This window comes from Pseudomonas sp. St29 (assembly GCF_001547915.1).
Taxonomy (GTDB): Bacteria; Pseudomonadota; Gammaproteobacteria; order Pseudomonadales; family Pseudomonadaceae; genus Aquipseudomonas.
The window spans coordinates 3,942,333-3,960,727 of sequence record NZ_AP014628.1; the positions used below are offsets into that span (position 1 = coordinate 3,942,333).

Below are 18,395 nucleotides of genomic sequence, written 5' to 3' on the forward strand. Positions count from 1 at the left end.
ATCCAGAAACTTGCGGAAGCGATTGCCCAAATCCCAGGCAATAAAAAACCCCGTAGACGTTAATCTACGGGGTTTTCAAGGGTGGAGGCCGAGGTCGGAATCGAACCGGCGTAGGCGGATTTGCAATCCGCTGCATAACCATTTTGCTACTCGGCCCCAAGTGTCCAGTACCGTAAAACAACACTGAACACGTACAAACTGGAACGGCTTTCGAGATCAACCTCATCTCGCAACTCTTTGATTTTTAAAGAGTTTTTCCGTTTCCTCGCTGAGGAATGGTCGCAATTATGGACATGTTTTCCATTCCTGGCAACTCCTATTCGATATTTTTTCTGCCGGGCTGTTTCTACAGGTTTCCGGGCAACTGCAAATCCGTGTCGGAGTGGGCAACGGCGCTGGATGATTGCACAGATGACGGCGGATTGCTCGCTGCTCTTTTCGCACCCTGCCACCTACCCGATCGGGTTATGGCGTGTGTCCGGCCGCTCGCGGACAGTAGCGCCAACGGCTCGACCCGGGCTCCTTCCATCAGGTTCAAGGCGGAATTCCAGCATGCGCATAGCATTCCCTGCGGTATTTGGCGTGGTTCTGGCGGTGGCGGCAGTCGGGGGGCAGGCCCAGGAGTCCGCGGACAAGACCTTGCGCCTGTACAACTGGTCGGACTACATCGGTGAGCACACCCTCGCCGGCTTCGAGAAGGCCAGCGGGATCAGGGTGATCTACGACACCTTCGACTCCTACGAGACCGTGCAGGGCAAGCTGCTTCCGGGGCGCTCCGGCTATGACCTGGTGGTGCTCAACGCCGCGCTGGTGCCGCCCTTGATCAAGGCGCGGGTGTTCCAGCCGTTGAACAAGCAGTTGCTGCCCAGCTGGCACAATCTCGACCCCCTGGTGCTCAAAAGCCTGGAGAACTACGACGCGGGCGTGCAGTATTCGGCGCCCTACACCTGGGGCAGCAATGGCGTGACCTACAACGTCGACAAGATCCGCGAGCGGATGCCGGATGCGCCCATCGGTTCCCTGGCGATGCTGTTCGACCCCAAGGTAGTGTCGCGCTTCGCCGACTGCGGAGTGACTCTGCAGGACTCGCCCACCGATATCCTGCCGCTGGTCCTGGCCTGGCTGGGGCGCAATCCCAACAGCGCCGAGCCCGCCGATCTCAAGGCCGCGCAGGATGCCTTGATGGCCGTGCGCCCCTACATCCGCAAGTTCGACTCCACCAGCTACCTCAACGGCCTGGCCAATGGCGAGCTGTGCCTGAGTGCCACCTGGTCCGGCGACTACGCCACGGCCCAGGCCCGCGCCAATGAAGCCGGAGCACCGGTCAAGCTCGACTACTTCATTCCCAGGGAAGGTTCGCTGATCTGGTTCGACGACTTCTACATTCCCGCCGACGCCCCGAATGCGGCCAATGCCCACGCCTTTATCGAGTACCTGTTGCAGCCCCAGGTCATGGCCGAGGTCAGCGACTACATCCGCTATGCCAATGCCAACCTCAAGGCCACGCCGCTGCTCAGCGCCGAAGTGCGCGACAACCCGGCGATCTACCCCGATGCCCAGACCCGCGAGCGCCTGTTCACCCAGACCATCCAGTCACCCGCCAGTACCCGCCTGATCACCCGCACCTGGAACATGGTGAAGATCGGCAAGTGATCCGGCGGTGCGGATCCCACACGCTGTCCACGCAACGCTTTGACCCGAGGTGAAGCCCATGGCTATCCAATCCGCAACCTTCTTCCAGCAGTTCGACGAGCCAAAGCTGGTGGCCGCCGACAAGGCGCATTACATGCACGGTTTCCACATGTTCGATGAACACCGCGAGCAGGGTTCGCTGAACATCGCCGCCGGTGAAGGCGCCTACATCTATGACACCGCCGGCCGGCGCTACCTGGATGCGGTCGGTGGCATGTGGTGCACCAACATCGGCCTGGGACGCGAGGAAATGGCCGAGGCCATCGCCGATCAGGTGCGGCAACTGGCCTACTCCAATCCGTTCTGCGACATGGCCAACGTCAGCGCCATCCAGCTCTGTGAAAAACTCGCCAGCCTGGCGCCGGGCGACCTGAATCACGTGTTCCTCACCACCGGAGGCTCCACCGCGGTGGATACGGCCTACCGCCTGGTGCAGTTCTATCAGAACAGTCGCGGCAAGCATGAGAAAAAGCATGTGATCTCACGGATCAACGCCTACCACGGCTCCACCTTCCTCACCATGTCCATCGGTAACAAGGCCGCCGACCGCGCTCCCGAATTCGACTTCATGAGTGATCTGTTCCACCACATCTCCTGCCCCAACTACTACCGCGCCCCGGCCGGGATGAGCGAGGCGGATTTCCTCGATTTCCTGGTGGCCGAGTTCGAGGACAAGATCCTCACCATCGGCCCGGACAAGGTGGCAGCGTTCTTCGCCGAACCCATCATGGGCTCCGGTGGGGTGATCATTCCGCCCGAGGGTTATCACCGGCGCATGTGGGAAATCTGCCAGCGCTACGACCTGCTGTATGTGGCTGACGAAGTGGTGACCTCATTCGGACGTCTGGGCACCTTCTTCGCCTCGCAGGAGGTGTTCGGCATGCAGCCGGACATCATCACCACCGCCAAGGGCCTGACGTCGGGCTACCTGCCCCTGGGGGCCTGCCTGTTTTCCGAGCGCATCTGGCAGGTGATCGGCGAGCCGGGCAAGGGGCGATGCTTCACCCACGGCTTCACCTACAGCGGGCACCCGGTGAGCTGCGTCGCAGCACTGAAGAACATCGAGATCATCGAACGGGAGAACCTGCTGGCCCATGTCGAGGATGTCGGGCGCTATATGGAGCAGCGCCTGCAGACCCTGGCCGAATTGCCCCTGGTGGGCAATGTGCGTTGCATGCGACTGATGGCCTGTGTCGAATTCGTTGCGGACAAGCAGAGCAAGGCGCTGCTGCCGGAAGCCCTGAACATCGCCGAGCGCATCCACCTGCGGGCCCAGGCCAAGGGCTTGCTGGTGCGCCCGATCGGCCACCTCAACGTCATGTCGCCGCCGCTGATCATCAACCGCCAGCAGATCGACCAGATCGTCGACACCCTGCGCGAGTGCATTCTGGAGGCCGCCGCCGAGCTGCGTCGCGACGGTCAGTACCTGGGGTGACGCGCTTGCAACCGATGCCCCCGGCGCCCTGTCGCGGGTTCTTACCCGGCCTGCGCCCGGCGGTTAAACTGCCGGGCATGAGCGCACCTGCCGATACCTCCTCCGCCCTTCCGTCCCTCCAGGCCCTGCAGACCTGGCATGCCGGCCTGGCCGAAGCTTTCCAGGCGGTGGACGACGATGCATTCCTGCCCCGCCTGGCAGCAGCGCTGAACGCCCTGACCCCGATCGAATCCATGATGATCAGCCTGGAGCGCAAAGGCCTGCCACCGCAGTTGCTGCACGAACAAGGCATAGTCGGCGAATACCGCGACGAGATCATCAACCGCTACTTCTCCCGGGGCTACCTGCTGGATCCCTTTTGCCTAGCCGTGGAAAACGGCCTGGCGGAAGGCTTCTACCACCTCTCGGAAATCGCCCCGGACGACTTCTTCAGCAGCCAGTACTACAAGACCTACTACCTCAAGACAGGGGGTGCCGAGGACAGCTACTACATCGTCGACCTCGACCCCCAGAGCAAGATTTCCCTGTGCATGTTCCAGGGCCTGAGCGGCGCACGATTCGCCAGCGCGCCCCTGGCCCTGCTAAGGGCCGTGGAGCCGCTGGTGCGCGAACTGTTGCGCCGTTTCGGCACTGCCGGCGGCCTGCAGCAACTGCTGCGCCAGGCCCCGGTCGATCGGTTGCCAACCCGGGCACCGGCCAACCTCAACCAGCAGATCGAAGCTGCCTTCATGAGTTTCGGCCATCCGCTGCTGACGGTCCGCGAGCGGGAGATTGCCCACCTGATCCTGCGCGGCCACTCGGTGAAATCCACCGCCAAGGTGCTGCAGATCTCTCCGGAAACCGTGCGCATGCACCGCAAGAATCTCTACACCAAACTGGCCATCAGCTCCCAGGCCGAGCTGTTTTCACTGTTTATCGACTGGCTGACCCAGCCCCCCGCCGCCGGCTGAAGCACCACGGGAGTGAGTGTGCTGCTGATGCCCCACAACGAGAACGCCGTGTCCACGGGGTGAACACGGCGTTTTTCAAGGCGGCGGGGGGATGCCGTCAGCGCGCGGCCCAGGCGTTGAAGCGCTGCTCCAACTCCTCGCCATGGTCGACCCAGAAGGCCGCATCCACCGCTCGCGCGCCTTTCAGGTTGGCTTCATAGGTCGGCAATTGCTGCTGCACCGCTTCAGGCAACAGCGGCAAGGCCTGACGGTGGACCGGGCCGTAGGGAATGTTCTGCGAGAACACCTTCTGCGCCTGGGGCTGACTGGCGAACAGGATGAAATCCTCGGCCAGGGCCTTGTTCGGCGAACCTTTGACCACGGCCCAGTACTCCGGGTCGTACAGGCTCTGAGGCCAGAGAATGCTCAACTGCATGCCCTCCTTCTGAGCCATGGCAATGCGTCCGTTATAGGCCGCGCTCATCACCACATCGCCGGCCACCAGCCATTGGGGCGGCTGGGCTCCGGCTTCCCACCACTGGATAAAGGGCTTGATCTGATCCAGTTTGGCGAAGGCCCGGGTCACCCCTTGCGCAGTACCGAGCACCTGGTACAGCTGCTCGGGGGCGACGCCGTCCGCCAGCAGGGCGATCTCCAGGGTGTACTTGGCGCTCTTGCGCAAGCCGCGCTTGCCAGGGAAGTCCTTGAGGTTCCAGAAGTCCGCCCAGGAGCCCGGGGCCTTGGCCAGCTTCTGCGGGGCGAAAGCCATGACCATCGACCAGACATAGGTCGCCACACCGCACTCGCTCAGGGTGCCTGGAACGAACTGCGCCGGATCACCAAAACGCGACAGGTCCAAAGGCTCGAACAGGCCCTCGTCGCAGCCGCGCAACAGTTCCGGACTTTCCACTTCGACCACGTCCCAGCTGGTCTTGCCGACATCGACCATGGCCTTGATCTTCGACAGTTCACCGTTGTACTCGCCGGCCACCACTCGGCCCGCCCCGCTCTGGTTGAATGGCTGGAAATAGGCCTTTTCCTGGGCCTGCTTGGTGGCCCCGCCAAAGGAAATGACCGTGAGGTTCTGCGCCTGGGCCGAAGCCCCGGCACATAGCACAAGCCACGACAATGCAACGCCGCAACGCAAGGTGTTGGACATGAAACCCTTCCTCAAGAAAGCCGGCTCGCCCGCACGAACCTGCACAGCAGGAGCCTGGAAGCGACCGTATTCACGGGCGGTACAGCACCAGGCACGACGAGTCTTGGTCAGCGGTACACGAACCGGCGCAGCCTTGGTTGCGCAGCCGGATGGTTACCGTTGCGGGCTCTGTGGCCCCGTTCGCTTGATGTATTGGCGACCTGTCCGGGGTCGCCGGACGCGGTCTTGCTTGAATGGCGGTTCATCGCTTGCTCCCTGTTGTTTTTGTAGGAAGAACAAATCGATCGGCAGTGCATCGCAACAACGTCCCGGGCAGTCGGGCAGGCTCATGCAGGGGTTTATTGTTTGCCCAACCCGAGGCATTGCGAAACGAGGTTTTTCTGAGGCACAGGCAAGGGAAAAGCTGCCTAGACGGCAGACTCGGCCCGAGATCGACGAAGGGAATGCGCGCACCGAGCGGCGCGCCTGGACGGACAAGCAAGTCCGCCGGAGCAACAACAGAAACCCCGCCAGGGCATCACCCGGGCGGGGCGTTTTGACAACTCATGGGTCAAGGGCGCCGCAGCTCAATCCAGCACGACCAGCAACCCCGAGATCACCCCGATGCCCATCACTGCCGAGAGCAGCATGCTGCTGGACACCTCGATCTCGTAAGTCTTGTAACGCGAGGCCAGGATAAAGACGTTCACCGCCACTGGCAGCGCCGCCATGATCACCGCGATCTTGACCAGGAAATCGCCGAGGCCGAACACATAGCGGGCGGACACAAACACCAGCACCGGCAGCACCACCACCTTCAACAGCGCCAGGGCCAGGGAGTCGCCCTTGATCAGGTTCTGCTGGCGGTGCACGGCAAAGGCAGCACCCAGGGCCACCAGCGCCAGGGGGCCGGTGGCGTTGGTCATCTGCGTGGCGAAGATCTGCAGCGGACCGGGCAAGCGCCACTGCAAGGCAATGCACAGCGCCGCCAGGGCCACCGCCAGAATCAGCGGGTTGCTGATGATCGACTTGCCGGTGGTCAGCAACACACGGCCCAGATCCGGCTTGTCCCGGGCCTCGCGCGGCTCGGTGAGTTCCATGATCAGGGCGCCCCCCGCCAGGATCACCAGGTTGTCGGCCATGGTGATCATCAGCGTGGGCAGCGCCGCTTCATCGCCAAACGCCATGACCATCAAGGGCAACCCCATATACCCCAACACCCCGGAGATGGACGACAGCCCGCGCAGGCCGGCCACCCGCGCGTTGCCGCCCCAGATCAGCCGCCCGCCCACGGCGGCGATCATGAAGGTCACCAGGCAGGCCAGGTAATAGGCGCCGAGCAAGGCCCAATCCAGCTCGCCATGGTCCCGGGTGCCGAGGGTCTTGATAAAGATGAAGCACGGCAGGAACAACCAGAACACCACCCCCACCAGGCCCTTGACCGTTTCCTTGCCGATCACCTCCAGCCGCACTATCCAGTAGCCGGCAAAAATCATCGCAAACAGCGGCACCACCACCGTAAAGACCTTATCCATGGGCCGGTTGCTCCTGAAGAAGCTGGCGCTCGGCATAACGGGCCAGGTGCATCGGGCTGTAGGTGCAGGAGCGATAGAACTCCATCACCCCGGCCATCGCGTACTGATAACGGACCTCGATGTCCGGCATCGAGGCCCGCATTTCCTCCTTCAGACTCTCGACGATTGGCCACAGCTCCTCATCGGCAATCTCGGCCACCTGAGTGCTCAGCGATGAATAATCGGCCAGGGCCTGACGGATGGTCTGCGGATGCAAGCCCACATAATTGACGAAGTAAGCCTTCTCATCCTGAGTTTCCAGAAAGTCCGGAATATTCAAGACGCCATAATTGGAGAGTGTTTCAAACTTGCCACTGACCGGACGATAGACACCGGGCAACTGCAACAACTTTTCCTCACAGTAACGGGCGGCACCGATCAACTTGTCCAGATCCAGCGGCTGCGCGCCCAACTGTATATTGTTGTCCCGACACAACTTCACAACTTGCTCCAGCGGTGCAATTCCGGAGCGGTTGCCAAATCCGGCCAGGGCCCCTTCAACCATCTGAAAACCGCATTGAATCGCCTGCATGGTATTGGCCAGGGCCAGCCCGTTGTCGTTATGGGCATGCAGGCAGAACACCAGGCGGGGGTAATCCGCCACCAGCTTGGAGCACAGCCAGCGGGTCACATGGGGTTGCAGCGAACCCACGGAGTCGTTGATGCGGATGATGTCCACGCCCAGGTTGACGGCCCAGTCGATCTGCCGGCAGATCTCGGCATAACGCTGCTCGCACACTCCATTGCGGAAGTTGTTGAGCACGCTGGCCTTGAACTTGACGGCGCCGAGGTCGCGAAACGCCCGGATTGCGCGCTCGAACTCACGGTCGCTCTGCCGGTAGGTGATCATGCCGAAGCTGAAGACGGTGTCGGCAATCCATTCACGTCGATGGGCCCGGGCCTTGAAATAAGCCAAGGCGGTTTCCCAGCAGTTCAACAGGACGATGAACGTGGCCTGGGTATCGGCCGGCAATTCGCCGGCTTGCCGTGCCCGATGCAGGCGATCCCAGACCAGCGGTTCCTCCGGTCCGCAACCCACCACGAAATCCCGCAGTCCGGCCTCGACCATGGACTTGAGGATGGATAACTTGGCGTCCAGCGTGATGGGAAAGGCTGTGCGTTCAATCCCCTCCCGAAGTGTTTCATCCACCAGATAGGGGACGGAAAAATCACGGTAGCGAATTCCATTTTCAAGTTTCATCGCCCTGCTCCTTTTTATTGGTTTTTTTCGCAGCCCACACTGTTTTGCTTGGCACACAAGACTTGCAACAACCGCCACACCATATAACAGCGAGTCAAAACCCGACCTAAGAAATACCTTAAAAAAACAGCACAAATACGGCTCAAAAAAAACGCCCTGAACCGAAACATTCGCACTCCAAATCTCCCTATTTAAATAAGCAGGCGTCAGGGCTTGTTGAAGCCGCACCGCGCTCGCCACAAACGCTTGCGACCGCCGTGGGCGACCGGCATGCCGGCCAACGGCCCACCCCGGTATTCCCTGCCGGATGCCTGCGCAAGCGCTAGAATCTGCGCTACCTTCCCCAGGCGACGAGAGCCGTTCATGAGCTTCGATTTCGATACCCTGCACCCCCGCCATGGCACCGGCAGCACCAAATGGAGCCGCTACCCCGAAGATGTCCTGCCGATGTGGGTGGCCGACATGGACTTCGCAGTGGCCGACGGCATCCTCCAGGCCCTGCGCCAGCGCCTGGAGCATCCGCTGCTGGGCTACAGCGTGGCCCGCGACGAATTGCGCGACGCGGTGGTCGCCGACCTCCGGGACAAGTACGCCTGGCGCGTGCAGCCCGACGAACTGATCTTCCTGCCCGGGGTCGAGCCCGGCTTCAACATGGCCCTGCACGCCTTCGTCAAGCCCGGGCAATCGGTGGTGCTGCAGACTCCCAACTATCGCCCGCTGCGCCTGGCCCCGGGCAACTGGGGCCTGGACAAGGTCGAAGTGCCGTTCCAGCTCACCGAGCAAGGCACCTATGCCACCCCCATGGATGCACTGCGCCAGGCCCTGCAAGGCGCCGGGGCGATGCTCCTGAGCAACCCGCACAACCCGCTGGGCAAGGTTTTCCCCCGGGACGAACTGCAATCGGTGGCCAACGCCTGCCTGGATCAGGGCGCACTGATCATCTCCGACGAGATCCATGCCGAACTGTGCTTCGACGGCCGCCGGCACATTCCCACCGCGTCCCTGAGCCCGGAAATCGCCCGCCGCACCATCACCCTGATGTCGGCCAGCAAGGCCTACAACATCGCCGGGATGAAGACCTGCTTCGCCATCGTCCAGGACCCGGCCACCCGCCTGGCCTTCAACAACGCCCGCGCCGGCATGGTGGACAGCGTCAGCCCCCTGGGCCTGGAGGCGACCCTGGCCGCCCTGACCCACGGCGGCCCCTGGCTGCAGGCGCTACTCGGCTACCTGCAAGCCAACCGCGACTACCTGCTGCACGCGGTGCAGACCCGCCTGCCGGGCATCCGCATGCACGCGCCCCAGGGCACGTATCTGGCCTGGCTCGATTGCAGCGCCCTGGGCCTTGCCGATCCCTACGCCTTCTTCCTCAAGGAGGCCAAGGTCGGCCTCAGCGCCGGGCTGGAGTTCGGCGACGACTGCGGGCAATTCGTGCGCCTGAACTTCGGCTGCCCGCGGGCCATGCTCGAAGAAGGCATCCAGCGCCTGCAGGACAGCCTGCAACGGCGCTGATCGCCGCACAAACCCACCCCGCAGCGCAGCCGCCAGGTTCCCGCCCCTGGCGCTGCGCCCTCCTGGCCGGCCCCCGCAGCCACGCCCCCGCCCTGCCCCGGGCGGTGCGCTGACACGCGCCCAATGGATCCACAAAAATCACACCAATGGATCCACAAACCTCTAAAATCTCAAAAATAGCCGATTATCGAACAGAAAATCCGCGCATTCATTTGACACTCCCAGAGCACGAACCCTTTAATGGATCCATTAAATAAAAACAACAAACGCCTGGAGAGACGTCATGTACCCCAAGAATGCCTGGTACGTTGCCTGCACCCCCGATGAATTGCAGGGCAAGCCCCTGGGCCGGCAGATCTGCGGCGAACGAATGGTGTTCTACCGCGCCCACGAAGGCCGGGTAGCCGCCGTCGAGGATTTCTGCCCCCATCGCGGCGCCCCGCTGTCGCTGGGCTATGTCGAGAACGGCAACCTGGTGTGTGGCTACCACGGCCTGGTGATGGGCTGCGACGGCAAGACCGTGGACATGCCCGGCCAGCGGGTACGCGGCTTCCCCTGCAACAAGACCTTCGCCGCGGTCGAGCGCTACGGCTTCATCTGGGTCTGGCCCGGCGACCAGAGCCTGGCCGATCCGGCGCTGATCCATCACCTGGAATGGGCCGACAACGAACAGTGGGCCTATGGCGGCGGGTTGTTCCACATCCAGTGCGACTACCGGCTGATGATCGACAACCTGATGGACCTGACCCACGAAACCTACGTCCACGCCTCCAGCATCGGCCAGAAGGAGATCGACGAGGCGCCGCCACAGACCACCGTGGACGGCGATCAGGTGGTCACCGCCCGCCATATGCACAACGTCATGCCGCCGCCGTTCTGGCGCATGGCCCTGCGCGGCAACCAGCTGGCCGACGACGTGCCGGTGGACCGCTGGCAGATCTGCCGCTTCAGCCCGCCCAGCCATGTGCTGATCGAAGTCGGCGTGGCCCACGCCGGCCACGGCGGCTACGACGCCCCGGCGGCATTCAAGGCATCGAGCATCGTGGTGGATTTCATCACCCCCGAAAGCGACACCTCGATCTGGTACTTCTGGGGCATGGCGCGCAACTTCAACCCTCAGGACCGGGCCCTCACCGCCAGCATCCGCGAAGGCCAGGGCAAGATCTTCAGCGAAGACCTGGAGATGCTCGAACGCCAGCAGCAGAACCTGCTCGCCCAGCCCCAGCGCAGCCTGCTCAAGCTGAACATCGACGCCGGCGGCGTGCAGTCGCGACGGGTACTGGAACGCCTGATCGCCCAGGAGCGCGAGCCCCGGGAAGCACTGATCGCGGCAAGCCGTTAAGCCCTTCTCCGCCCCCGACAGCCAGCCGGCCCGGATGCGGCCACTGGCGAGGACCGACAATGATCGACGTACTGGTGGTCGCGCGCCACAACGAAGCCCTGGACATCTGCAGCTTCGAACTGGCCGCGGCCGACGCAAGCCCCCTGCCCGCCTTCAGCGCCGGCGCCCATATCGACGTGCATCTGGCCAACGGCCTGGTGCGCCAATATTCACTGTGCAACCACCCCGAAGAACGCCACCGCTACGTGATCGGGGTGCTCAAGGATCCGGCCTCGCGAGGCGGCTCAAGCAGCCTGCACCAAGAGCTGGAAGTGGGCACGCGCCTGCGCATCAGCCAGCCGCGCAACCTGTTTGCCCTGGCCCCCGGCGCGCGGCGCAGCCTGCTGTTCGCCGGCGGCATCGGCATTACCCCGATCCTCAGCATGGCCGAGCACCTGGCCCACGGCGGCGCGGATTTCCAGCTGCACTACTGCGCCCGTTCCGCCGAGCGCGCGGCCTTTGTCCCGCGCCTGCGGCAATCGCCTTTCGCCGAGCGGGTCAGCCTGCATTTCGACGAACAGCCCGAGACGGCCCTGGATATCGCGCACGCCCTGGCCGCGCCGCAGGATGATCTGCACCTGTACGTCTGCGGCCCCGGCGGGTTCATGCAACACGTGCTGGACAGCGCCAGGGCCCTGGGCTGGAAGGAACAATGCCTGCACCGCGAGTACTTCAGCGCCGCGCCCGTGGACCACGGCAGCGACGGCAGCTTCGCGGTCAAGCTGGCCAGCAGCGGCCAGGTGTTCCAGGTGCCGGCCGATCGCAGCGTGGTCCAGGTGCTGCAGGACCAGGGCATCGAAGTGGCGATTTCCTGTGAACAAGGGATCTGCGGCACCTGCCTGACCCGGGTGCTGGAGGGGGTGCCGGAGCACCGCGACCTGTTCCTCACCGAGGAAGAACAGGCGTGCAACGATCAGTTCACGCCCTGCTGTTCCCGCGCCAAGACCCCGTTACTGGTGCTGGATCTCTAGGCGTTGCACGAAAGCCTCGATACTCGGTGATGCTGCGTTGAAAACGGTCTTGTGCGCGAGTCCGATCGGAATGCTCATTGACACCCCGTAACGTCGGACGCGACCCCGGCCGCTCCTCGACCGTTTTCGCCTTGCCTGAACTTCGTCTCAAAACTGCTCGTACAGAGCCTTGCGCCTCACGGCAAGGGCAGGATCAGCTTCATGCGCTCATCGGCCACGGCCGAGCCGAAGATCTCGGCGTAGCGCAAGGTGGCGTTGGCATGCTCGCGCATCAGCGCTTCGGCCCGCGCGCCCTGGCCATTGACCAGGGCGTCGAACACCGAATGATGCTGCATGTGGGCGTAGTTGAAGCGCCGGTATTCCCGGGCCATGTCCTGGCGATCCACCGCCAGGGCGGTGACCGAGGCGAACGGCAGATGGTCGTTGCGCGCCAGGGCATCGGCGATCGCCGGGTTGCCGCTGCCCGCCACGATCACCTGGTGAAACCGCATGTTGAGATCGTGGTAGACCTCCAGGTCTTCCTCGTTGACATAACCCTTGTCGAACAGCGCATCGCCCTCGACCAGGCAACGTTCGAGAATCGCCCGGCCCTCGGCCGACAGCCCGCGCTCGGCGGTCTGGCGCGCCGCCAGGCCTTCCAGCACCCCGCGCACCTCCACCGCCCCGGCAATGTCCTCGGCGCTGACCGACCGCACCTGAAAACCGCGACCGCCGAAACGCACCAAGAGGCCTTCCTGCTCCAGGGTGCGAAACGCCATGCGCACCGGCATGCGTGACACCCCGAAGCGCTCGGCGGTAGGCACTTCCATCAAGCGCTCGCCTGCCGCCAGCTCGCCCGAGGCGATCATCTTGCGCAGCGCGACCAGCACCGTTTGACCGGGTTTGCTCATCCGGGCAGCTTCCTTAAAAAAGGTGGGCGGCCATAGTAACGCAAGGCCCGCCACAACACGCCCCCCGACAATACCTGTAGCCGCTGCTGAACCCGCGAAGCTGCGCAAAGGTCCGCAGGACCTTGCCTGGCGTTCTCCCGCCGAACCTGCAGCGCCTTCGAAACCGCCGCGCCTCCTGCGACGAAGTGCCGCCCAGAGCGTTCGCAGCCTGCGGCAGCGGCTACAGGGTTTTCAGAGTGACAAGGGGTAGCTGACGATCAGCCGGGTCTGGTCGAAGTCGCTGTTGAAGCTGCGCCGATTGGTGGCGTTGTTCAGCCGCAGGCTGAGGTTCTTCAAGGTGCCGCTCTGCAGGGTGTAGCCGATCTCGGTATCACGCTCCCACTCATGGCCGTCCTTGCCGGCCTTGGTGGTGGCGTTGTCGCCACGCCCGTAACGCACCATGGCCAGCAGTCCGGGAACCCCGGAAGCGGCAAAGTCATAGTCGTAGCGCAGCTGCCAGGAACGCTCGCCGGCGTTGCTGAAATTGCCGTTGAACATGTCGTTGCCCAGGGTCCGGCCGCTGCTGCCATAGACCGACATCCAGGGGCTGTCGCCGCTGACCTTCTGCACCCCCAGGTACAGCGTGTGCCCGGCCCGCGCGGCGGAAAACAGGCCATAGGCGGTGTGGCTGTCGACCCGGCCGATGCGCGCGCTGCCATCGTCGCGGTCGATGAAGTAGCCCAGGTTGCCCCCCAGCACCCAGTCGCCCAGCGGCTGTTTGTGCTGCAGGTTGAAATAGCTCTGGCGGTAGATGTCCTGCAGTTGCGAATGCCAGGCGCCGAACAGGGTGCGTTGCTGGTTGAAGCGGTAGTCGGCGCCCACGTAGTTGAAGCCATCGGACTTCACCCCCGGCGCGGCCCAGGCCGAAAGGTCCTGCATGTCCGACGAGTTGCGCAGGCTCACCGCCCGGTACTGCCCGGCCTGCAGGCCCAGGCCGTCGATCTCGCGGGACACCAGCATGGCCCCGCGAAAGGTCTGCGGCAGCAGGCGGCCATCGTCATAGCGCAGCAGCGGCACGTCCGGCAGCAGTTCGCCGAGCTTGAACTCGGTGGCGGAAATCCGCGCCTTCAACGCTGCCCCGGCGCGGCCGAAATTGTCCGCCGCGCGGCCGTCGTCGTGCACCGGCAGCAACTCCGAACCGCTGACCCGGCGGCTGCTGTCGAGCTTGAGGCCGAACAGGCCGATGGCATCCAGGCCAACACCCACGGTGCCCGGGGTGTAGCCGGAGCTGAACTTGAGGATGAAGCCCTGGGCCCACTCCTCGATCTGCCCCTTGGGCGCGTCGTGGTCGCGAAAATCCCGGTTGAAGTAGTAGTTGCGCAGCAGCAGGTCGGTCTTGCTCCCCTCGAAGAAACCGCTGTCCTCGCCAGCCCAGGAAGGGGCACACAGGCCCGCTGACAGACAAGCCCCGACCAGGGAACGGCAAAGCATCGGATGACGGGTGTTCATTATTATTGTTCTCCGTTTTTCATGGACGCAGCCGTGCCCCGACAGGCCCGTGACGGCCCGTCCATTCACGGATGCTCAAAAACCCGGCCAGGGCGGCCGGGGTTGTTCAGGTCAGCCCGTCAGAAGGGATACTGACGCGGCCGGTGTTGCACGCTGATCCAGTGGTCGCGGGTGAACTCATCGATCGCCCAGTCGCCGTTGAAGCGCCCCAGCCCGGAGTTCTTCTCGCCACCGAACGGCGCGTTGGCCTCATCGTTCACCGGCACATCGTTGATATGGGTCATGCCCGCGCGCACCTGGCGGGCGAAGTTCACCCCGCGCTCCAGGCTGCGGGTGAACACCGCGCTGGACAGGCCGAACTCGCTGGCATTGGCCAGCTCCAGGGCATGGGCTTCATCCCGAGCGCGCAGCAGCCCCACCAGCGGGCCGAAGATCTCATTGCGCGCCAGGTCCATGTCGGCCCGCACCTCGCCGTAGACATGGGGCGCCAGCAGATTGCCGTTCACCCCGCCCTCGTACAGCGGCTCGGCGCCCTGCTCCCGGGCCAGGGCGATCTTGTCCTGCAGGCCCTGCAACTGGCGGGCATTGATCACCGGGCCGATCACCGTCTCCAGCGATTGCGGATCCCCCACCTTGAGTTGCTTGACCCGGGCCACGAAACGCTGGGCAAAGGCCTCGTAAAGCCGCTCATCGACGATGATCCGGTTGATCGCCATGCAGATCTGCCCCTGGTGCAGGAACTTGCCGAACACCGCGGCGTTCACCGCCTGCTCCAGGTCGGCATCGTCGAGCACCACGAACGGGCTGTTGCCCCCCAGCTCCAGGGCCACGTGCTTGAGATGCTCGCCCCCACTGGCGATGCGGCCGATACCGCGCCCCACCGGGGTCGAGCCGGTAAAGGTGATCAGCGCCGGCACCGGGTGCTCGACAAAGGCATCGCCAATCTCGCTGCCAGCCCCCACCACCACGCTGAACACCCCGGCGGGCAGCCCCGCTTCCTCGAAGATCCTCGCCAGCAGCAGGCCGCCGCACACCGGGGTATCGCTGGCCGGCTTGACCACCACCGCGTTGCCCAGGGCCAGGGCCGGAGCGATGGAACGCTGGGTCAGGTGCAGCGGAAAGTTCCACGGGCTGATCACCCCCACCACCCCCAGGGCGCTGCGGTACACCCGGCTTTCCTTGCCCGGTACATCGGACTCGACAATCCGCCCATGGACCCGCGCCGGGAACGACGCCGACTCCAGGGTAATGGCCCGCGCCGCGCCCCACTCGGCCAGGGCCTTGATCCGCGTACTGCCGGATTCGCGGATGATCCAGTCGACGATTTCCTCCTGGCGCCGGTCGAAGATCGCCACCGCCCGGTGCAGCACCGCCGCACGCTGCGACGGGCCCAGGGCCGCCCATTGCGGCTGCACCTGGGCGGCCCTGGCATAGGCCGCATCCAGGTCGCTGCGGTTGGCCTGGGCCACTTCCAGCAACAGCGCGCCATCGTAGGGGTTGGTCACCGCCAGGGTCTTGCCGGCGGCACCGGCGCGCCACTGCCCGGCGATGGGTTGCAGATGCAGATCGCGATAGACCGCGTTGGATTCACTCATGAACAATCTCCTCAAGAAACAGCATTCATAAACCGATGTGTCACCCAAAAGCGGGCTTGTATGGGGCGGGCTTGTGTAGGAGCTGGCTTGCCAGCGAAGACGCCCGCAACAAGCACACAAGACCCAAGGCCCTGTTCGCCGGCAAGCCGGCGCCTACAAGGCGGCGCGTTGCTCGATCAGCCGCAGCAGGCCGAGCAGGGTTTCGGTGTGGGGCACCGCCACTCCCGCCTGCCGCGCCCGGGCCACTACCTGGCCGTTGATCGCGCCGATCTCCGTGGGCCGTCCGGCCAGCACGTCCTGCAGCATCGAGGGCTTGTGGCTGCGGTGGTTGGCCATGGCAAAGGCCACGCTGTCCAGGCAGCGCTGGGCATCCAGCACTATGCCCTGGGCACCGGCCACGGCCACCACCTCCATGACGATGGCCCGGGCCAGCGCCACGCCTTCCGGCGCCGCGTCCAAATGGCCGACGGTGCAGCCGGTGGCCGCGCACAGGCTGTTCAGCGCCGCGTTGAAGGCGACCTTCTCCCAGATCGACGTCCACACCTCGGGGTCCACCGCGCAACTCAGCCCGGCCGCATCCAGTACCGCCGCCACTTCAGCGCTGGCCTGGCGCTCACCCTCGTCGAGGGCCAGCACCCGGACCATGCCCTGGCCATGGGAATGCACCTGCCCCGGCCCGAGCAGGTCGGCGGGCCAGTTGGTCATGCCGATCAGCACCTGCTGCGCGGCCACGTGGCGCGACACCGCTTCGGCATTGCCCAGGCCGTTCTGCAGGGTCAGCACCCGGGTGTGCCGGGTGATATGCCCGGCAACGCTGCGCAAGGCACTGTCGGTGTGCAGGGTCTTGGTGAAGACCAGCAGCAGGTCCGGGTGCCCGCTGGCCTGTTCCGGGCGGCAGGCGTTCAAGCCCCGGATGCGCCGCTCGCCGTGGTCGGTGGTCAGCAACAGGCCGTCGCGCTGGATGGCCGCCAGATGCGCGTCGTTGATGTCCAGCAGCGTCACCTGCTGCCCGCTTTCGGCCAGCAGGCCGCCAAACAGCGAACCCATGGCGCCCGCGCCGAGAATGGTGATGTTCATCGAACCTCCTGATGGAATGAGCCTTTCAAGGGCCACGTTCATGACTGGCCCGGCAGGCGCCGGGGAATGTGCCGGCGCACGATCAGCAGCGCGATCAGCGCCATGAGCATCACCGCGCCCAGCAGTGTCAGGTAGCCCTGGGCGCCGCCCCGGGTGATCACCAGGGCCCCGGCGAAGGCACTGAGGATCGCTCCCAGGCGCCCGAAGGCCAGGGCCGAGGCGGTGCCGGTGGCGCGCACGCCGGTGGGGTAGATAAAGGCACACAGCGCATACATGGTGGACTGCACCGCGTTGACGAACAGGCCGTGCACGCCGAAGCCGAAGATCAGCAAGCCGGTGTGCTGATGGATATCCACCCCCTGCAAGGCAAAGGCGCTGGCCGCGCCGCCGGCACAACAGATCAGCAACGGCCAGAACGAGCCCCAGCGGGTGATGGCCACCGCACAGACCAGCGCGCCGATGACCCCGCCGAGGTTGTAGGCGGTCAACCCGGAACCGGCCACCGACAGCTCCAGGCCTTCAGCCAGGAGCATGGTCGGCAGCCAGCTGAAGGCGCTGTAGACCGCGGTCAGGCACATGAAGAAGGCCACCCAGAGGGCCAGGGTGTCGCGCCCGTAGCCCCGGTCGAACAGACTGCGGAAACCGCCCTGCTTCTCGCTCTTCTGCTCCAGGGCATCGCTGTAGCTCACCCCTGCGGCCATGGGCCGGCCCATGCGCCCCAGCAACGCGCTCAACTCCCCCCAGCGCTGCGGTCGGCGCGCCAGAAAGCGTGGCGACTCCGGCAGGGTCACGAGCAACAGCAGGGCGAGCACCATGGGCAGGCTGCCACCGATGAAGAACAAGGTGCGCCAGCCATACAGCGGCAATACCCGGGAGGCGAACAGCCCCGCCAGCATCCCGCCCAGGGGCACGCAGACGATGGTCGCGGTCACCGCCAGGGTGCGCCGCCGCGCGGGTGTGAACTCCGCCGTCACCGTGGTCGCGCTGGGCAGCGCGCCTCCGATGCCCAGGCCGGCGATGAAGCGCAGGACCGCCACCGCCAGCGCATTGGGCGCCAGGCCAATGGCGCAGGTGGCCGCGCCAAACACGAACACGCTGGCGATGACCGCCATGCGCCGGCCGAAACGATCGGCGAACAGTCCGGCACAGGCACTGCCGATGCCCATGCCGATCAGCCCGGCGGCCACCGCCGGGGCGAACGCCTCGCGGGTGATGCCCCATTCCTTGATCATCAGCGGAATGGCAAAGCCGATCAGTTGACCGTCGAAGCCGTCCATGACGATGGACAGCGCCGCCAACAGCACCACCAGCTTCTGCATGCCGGTGAAGGGGCCCTGGTCGAGCAAGGTGCCGATGTCGGCATGGGAGGGAGCGCAACGCGCCGACTGGGGCGCATCGTCTATCGCTGCTGTGACCGAAGTCGTGTTCATATCCACCTCTTTTTATTCTTCTGGTGAGTCCGCAAGCTGCGGTGGGCAAGGCCGGGCACCGGGCCCGGCGACAAGGCTGTCT

The 18,395-nt window shown here is 64.6% G+C and carries 14 protein-coding genes and 1 tRNA gene; 6 read left to right on the forward strand and 9 right to left on the reverse strand.

Annotated elements, in window-relative coordinates; genetic code table 11:
- Positions 1–82: 82 nt before the first annotated feature.
- Positions 83–156: transfer RNA gene (locus PST29_RS17555), tRNA-Cys, on the reverse strand.
- A 396-nt stretch (positions 157–552) separates the two neighbouring features.
- Between PST29_RS17555 and PST29_RS17560 the strand changes: the two genes are divergently transcribed.
- The 3 genes from PST29_RS17560 to PST29_RS17570 all read left to right on the forward strand — a co-directional run bounded on the left by PST29_RS17560 (position 553) and on the right by PST29_RS17570 (position 4,077).
- Positions 553–1,653: an extracellular solute-binding protein gene (locus PST29_RS17560; RefSeq protein ID WP_060843873.1), complete on the forward strand. Its 1,101-nt coding sequence runs from the start codon at positions 553–555 to the stop codon at positions 1,651–1,653.
- A gap of 58 nt (positions 1,654–1,711) precedes the next feature.
- Positions 1,712–3,127, forward strand: a complete 1,416-nt coding sequence (locus tag PST29_RS17565) for an aminotransferase (protein ID WP_060843874.1) — start codon at positions 1,712–1,714, stop codon at positions 3,125–3,127.
- 77 nt (positions 3,128–3,204) lie between these two features.
- The gene (locus PST29_RS17570) at positions 3,205–4,077 is read left to right on the forward strand and encodes a helix-turn-helix transcriptional regulator (RefSeq protein WP_060843875.1); all 873 of its coding nucleotides are present in this window, start codon (positions 3,205–3,207) and stop codon (positions 4,075–4,077) included.
- 97 nt (positions 4,078–4,174) lie between these two features.
- Here PST29_RS17570 and PST29_RS17575 read toward each other — a convergent pair whose 3' ends face one another.
- The 3 genes from PST29_RS17575 to PST29_RS17585 all read right to left on the reverse strand — a co-directional run bounded on the left by PST29_RS17575 (position 4,175) and on the right by PST29_RS17585 (position 7,969).
- Positions 4,175–5,215 (reverse strand): ABC transporter substrate-binding protein, encoded by a 1,041-nt coding sequence (locus tag PST29_RS17575; protein WP_060843876.1) that lies wholly within the window; start codon positions 5,213–5,215, stop codon positions 4,175–4,177.
- Between the two features lie 566 nt (positions 5,216–5,781).
- Positions 5,782–6,729 (reverse strand): AEC family transporter, encoded by a 948-nt coding sequence (locus PST29_RS17580; RefSeq protein ID WP_082729269.1) that lies wholly within the window; start codon positions 6,727–6,729, stop codon positions 5,782–5,784.
- Complete coding sequence (locus tag PST29_RS17585) at positions 6,722–7,969, reverse strand: pyruvate carboxyltransferase (protein WP_060843877.1); 1,248 nt, start codon at positions 7,967–7,969, stop codon at positions 6,722–6,724. The genes PST29_RS17580 and PST29_RS17585 overlap by 8 nt, the downstream gene beginning before the upstream one ends.
- Positions 7,970–8,332: 363 nt before the next feature.
- Between PST29_RS17585 and PST29_RS17590 the strand changes: the two genes are divergently transcribed.
- The 3 genes from PST29_RS17590 (at position 8,333) to PST29_RS17600 (ending at position 11,833) form a co-directional block, all read left to right on the forward strand.
- Positions 8,333–9,481 carry a MalY/PatB family protein gene (locus tag PST29_RS17590; protein ID WP_060843878.1) on the forward strand — a complete coding sequence of 383 codons (1,149 nt, stop codon included), beginning with the start codon at positions 8,333–8,335 and terminating at the stop codon, positions 9,479–9,481.
- A 283-nt stretch (positions 9,482–9,764) separates the two neighbouring features.
- Positions 9,765–10,823, forward strand: coding sequence for an aromatic ring-hydroxylating oxygenase subunit alpha (locus PST29_RS17595; RefSeq protein ID WP_060843879.1), 1,059 nt, complete (start codon positions 9,765–9,767; stop codon positions 10,821–10,823).
- 59 nt (positions 10,824–10,882) lie between these two features.
- The gene (locus tag PST29_RS17600; protein ID WP_060843880.1) at positions 10,883–11,833 is read left to right on the forward strand and encodes a PDR/VanB family oxidoreductase; all 951 of its coding nucleotides are present in this window, start codon (positions 10,883–10,885) and stop codon (positions 11,831–11,833) included.
- Between the two features lie 176 nt (positions 11,834–12,009).
- Here PST29_RS17600 and PST29_RS17605 read toward each other — a convergent pair whose 3' ends face one another.
- The 5 genes from PST29_RS17605 to PST29_RS17625 all read right to left on the reverse strand — a co-directional run bounded on the left by PST29_RS17605 (position 12,010) and on the right by PST29_RS17625 (position 18,313).
- A complete protein-coding gene (locus PST29_RS17605; RefSeq protein WP_060843881.1) occupies positions 12,010–12,723 on the reverse strand; it encodes a GntR family transcriptional regulator in 714 nt (237 codons plus the stop codon).
- Positions 12,724–12,954: 231 nt separating this feature from the next.
- Complete coding sequence (locus tag PST29_RS17610; protein WP_060839775.1) at positions 12,955–14,211, reverse strand: OprD family porin; 1,257 nt, start codon at positions 14,209–14,211, stop codon at positions 12,955–12,957.
- Between the two features lie 119 nt (positions 14,212–14,330).
- On the reverse strand, positions 14,331–15,806 hold the full coding sequence (locus PST29_RS17615) for an aldehyde dehydrogenase family protein (RefSeq protein WP_060843882.1): 1,476 nt from the start codon (positions 15,804–15,806) through the stop codon (positions 14,331–14,333).
- A gap of 153 nt (positions 15,807–15,959) precedes the next feature.
- Positions 15,960–16,883 (reverse strand): ketopantoate reductase family protein, encoded by a 924-nt coding sequence (locus tag PST29_RS17620; protein ID WP_060843883.1) that lies wholly within the window; start codon positions 16,881–16,883, stop codon positions 15,960–15,962.
- Positions 16,884–16,921: 38 nt separating this feature from the next.
- Positions 16,922–18,313 (reverse strand): MFS transporter, encoded by a 1,392-nt coding sequence (locus PST29_RS17625; RefSeq protein ID WP_060843884.1) that lies wholly within the window; start codon positions 18,311–18,313, stop codon positions 16,922–16,924.
- Positions 18,314–18,395: the final 82 nt, after the last annotated feature.

What these genes read in the sequence shown, in the direction of transcription:
- PST29_RS17575 (WP_060843876.1), bottom strand. Translation starts at nt 5,215, where the DNA reads ATGTCCAACACCTTGCGTTGCGGCGTTGCATTGTCGTGGCTTGTGCTA.
- PST29_RS17625 (WP_060843884.1), bottom strand. Translation starts at nt 18,313, where the DNA reads ATGAACACGACTTCGGTCACAGCAGCGATAGACGATGCGCCCCAGTCG.
- PST29_RS17620 (WP_060843883.1), bottom strand. Translation starts at nt 16,883, where the DNA reads ATGAACATCACCATTCTCGGCGCGGGCGCCATGGGTTCGCTGTTTGGC.
- PST29_RS17600 (WP_060843880.1), top strand. Translation starts at nt 10,883, where the DNA reads ATGATCGACGTACTGGTGGTCGCGCGCCACAACGAAGCCCTGGACATC.
- PST29_RS17560 (WP_060843873.1), top strand. Translation starts at nt 553, where the DNA reads ATGCGCATAGCATTCCCTGCGGTATTTGGCGTGGTTCTGGCGGTGGCG.
- PST29_RS17580 (WP_082729269.1), bottom strand. Translation starts at nt 6,729, where the DNA reads ATGGATAAGGTCTTTACGGTGGTGGTGCCGCTGTTTGCGATGATTTTT.
- PST29_RS17590 (WP_060843878.1), top strand. Translation starts at nt 8,333, where the DNA reads ATGAGCTTCGATTTCGATACCCTGCACCCCCGCCATGGCACCGGCAGC.
- PST29_RS17585 (WP_060843877.1), bottom strand. Translation starts at nt 7,969, where the DNA reads ATGAAACTTGAAAATGGAATTCGCTACCGTGATTTTTCCGTCCCCTAT.
- PST29_RS17615 (WP_060843882.1), bottom strand. Translation starts at nt 15,806, where the DNA reads ATGAGTGAATCCAACGCGGTCTATCGCGATCTGCATCTGCAACCCATC.
- PST29_RS17570 (WP_060843875.1), top strand. Translation starts at nt 3,205, where the DNA reads ATGAGCGCACCTGCCGATACCTCCTCCGCCCTTCCGTCCCTCCAGGCC.
- PST29_RS17605 (WP_060843881.1), bottom strand. Translation starts at nt 12,723, where the DNA reads ATGAGCAAACCCGGTCAAACGGTGCTGGTCGCGCTGCGCAAGATGATC.
- PST29_RS17595 (WP_060843879.1), top strand. Translation starts at nt 9,765, where the DNA reads ATGTACCCCAAGAATGCCTGGTACGTTGCCTGCACCCCCGATGAATTG.
- PST29_RS17565 (WP_060843874.1), top strand. Translation starts at nt 1,712, where the DNA reads ATGGCTATCCAATCCGCAACCTTCTTCCAGCAGTTCGACGAGCCAAAG.
- PST29_RS17610 (WP_060839775.1), bottom strand. Translation starts at nt 14,211, where the DNA reads ATGAACACCCGTCATCCGATGCTTTGCCGTTCCCTGGTCGGGGCTTGT.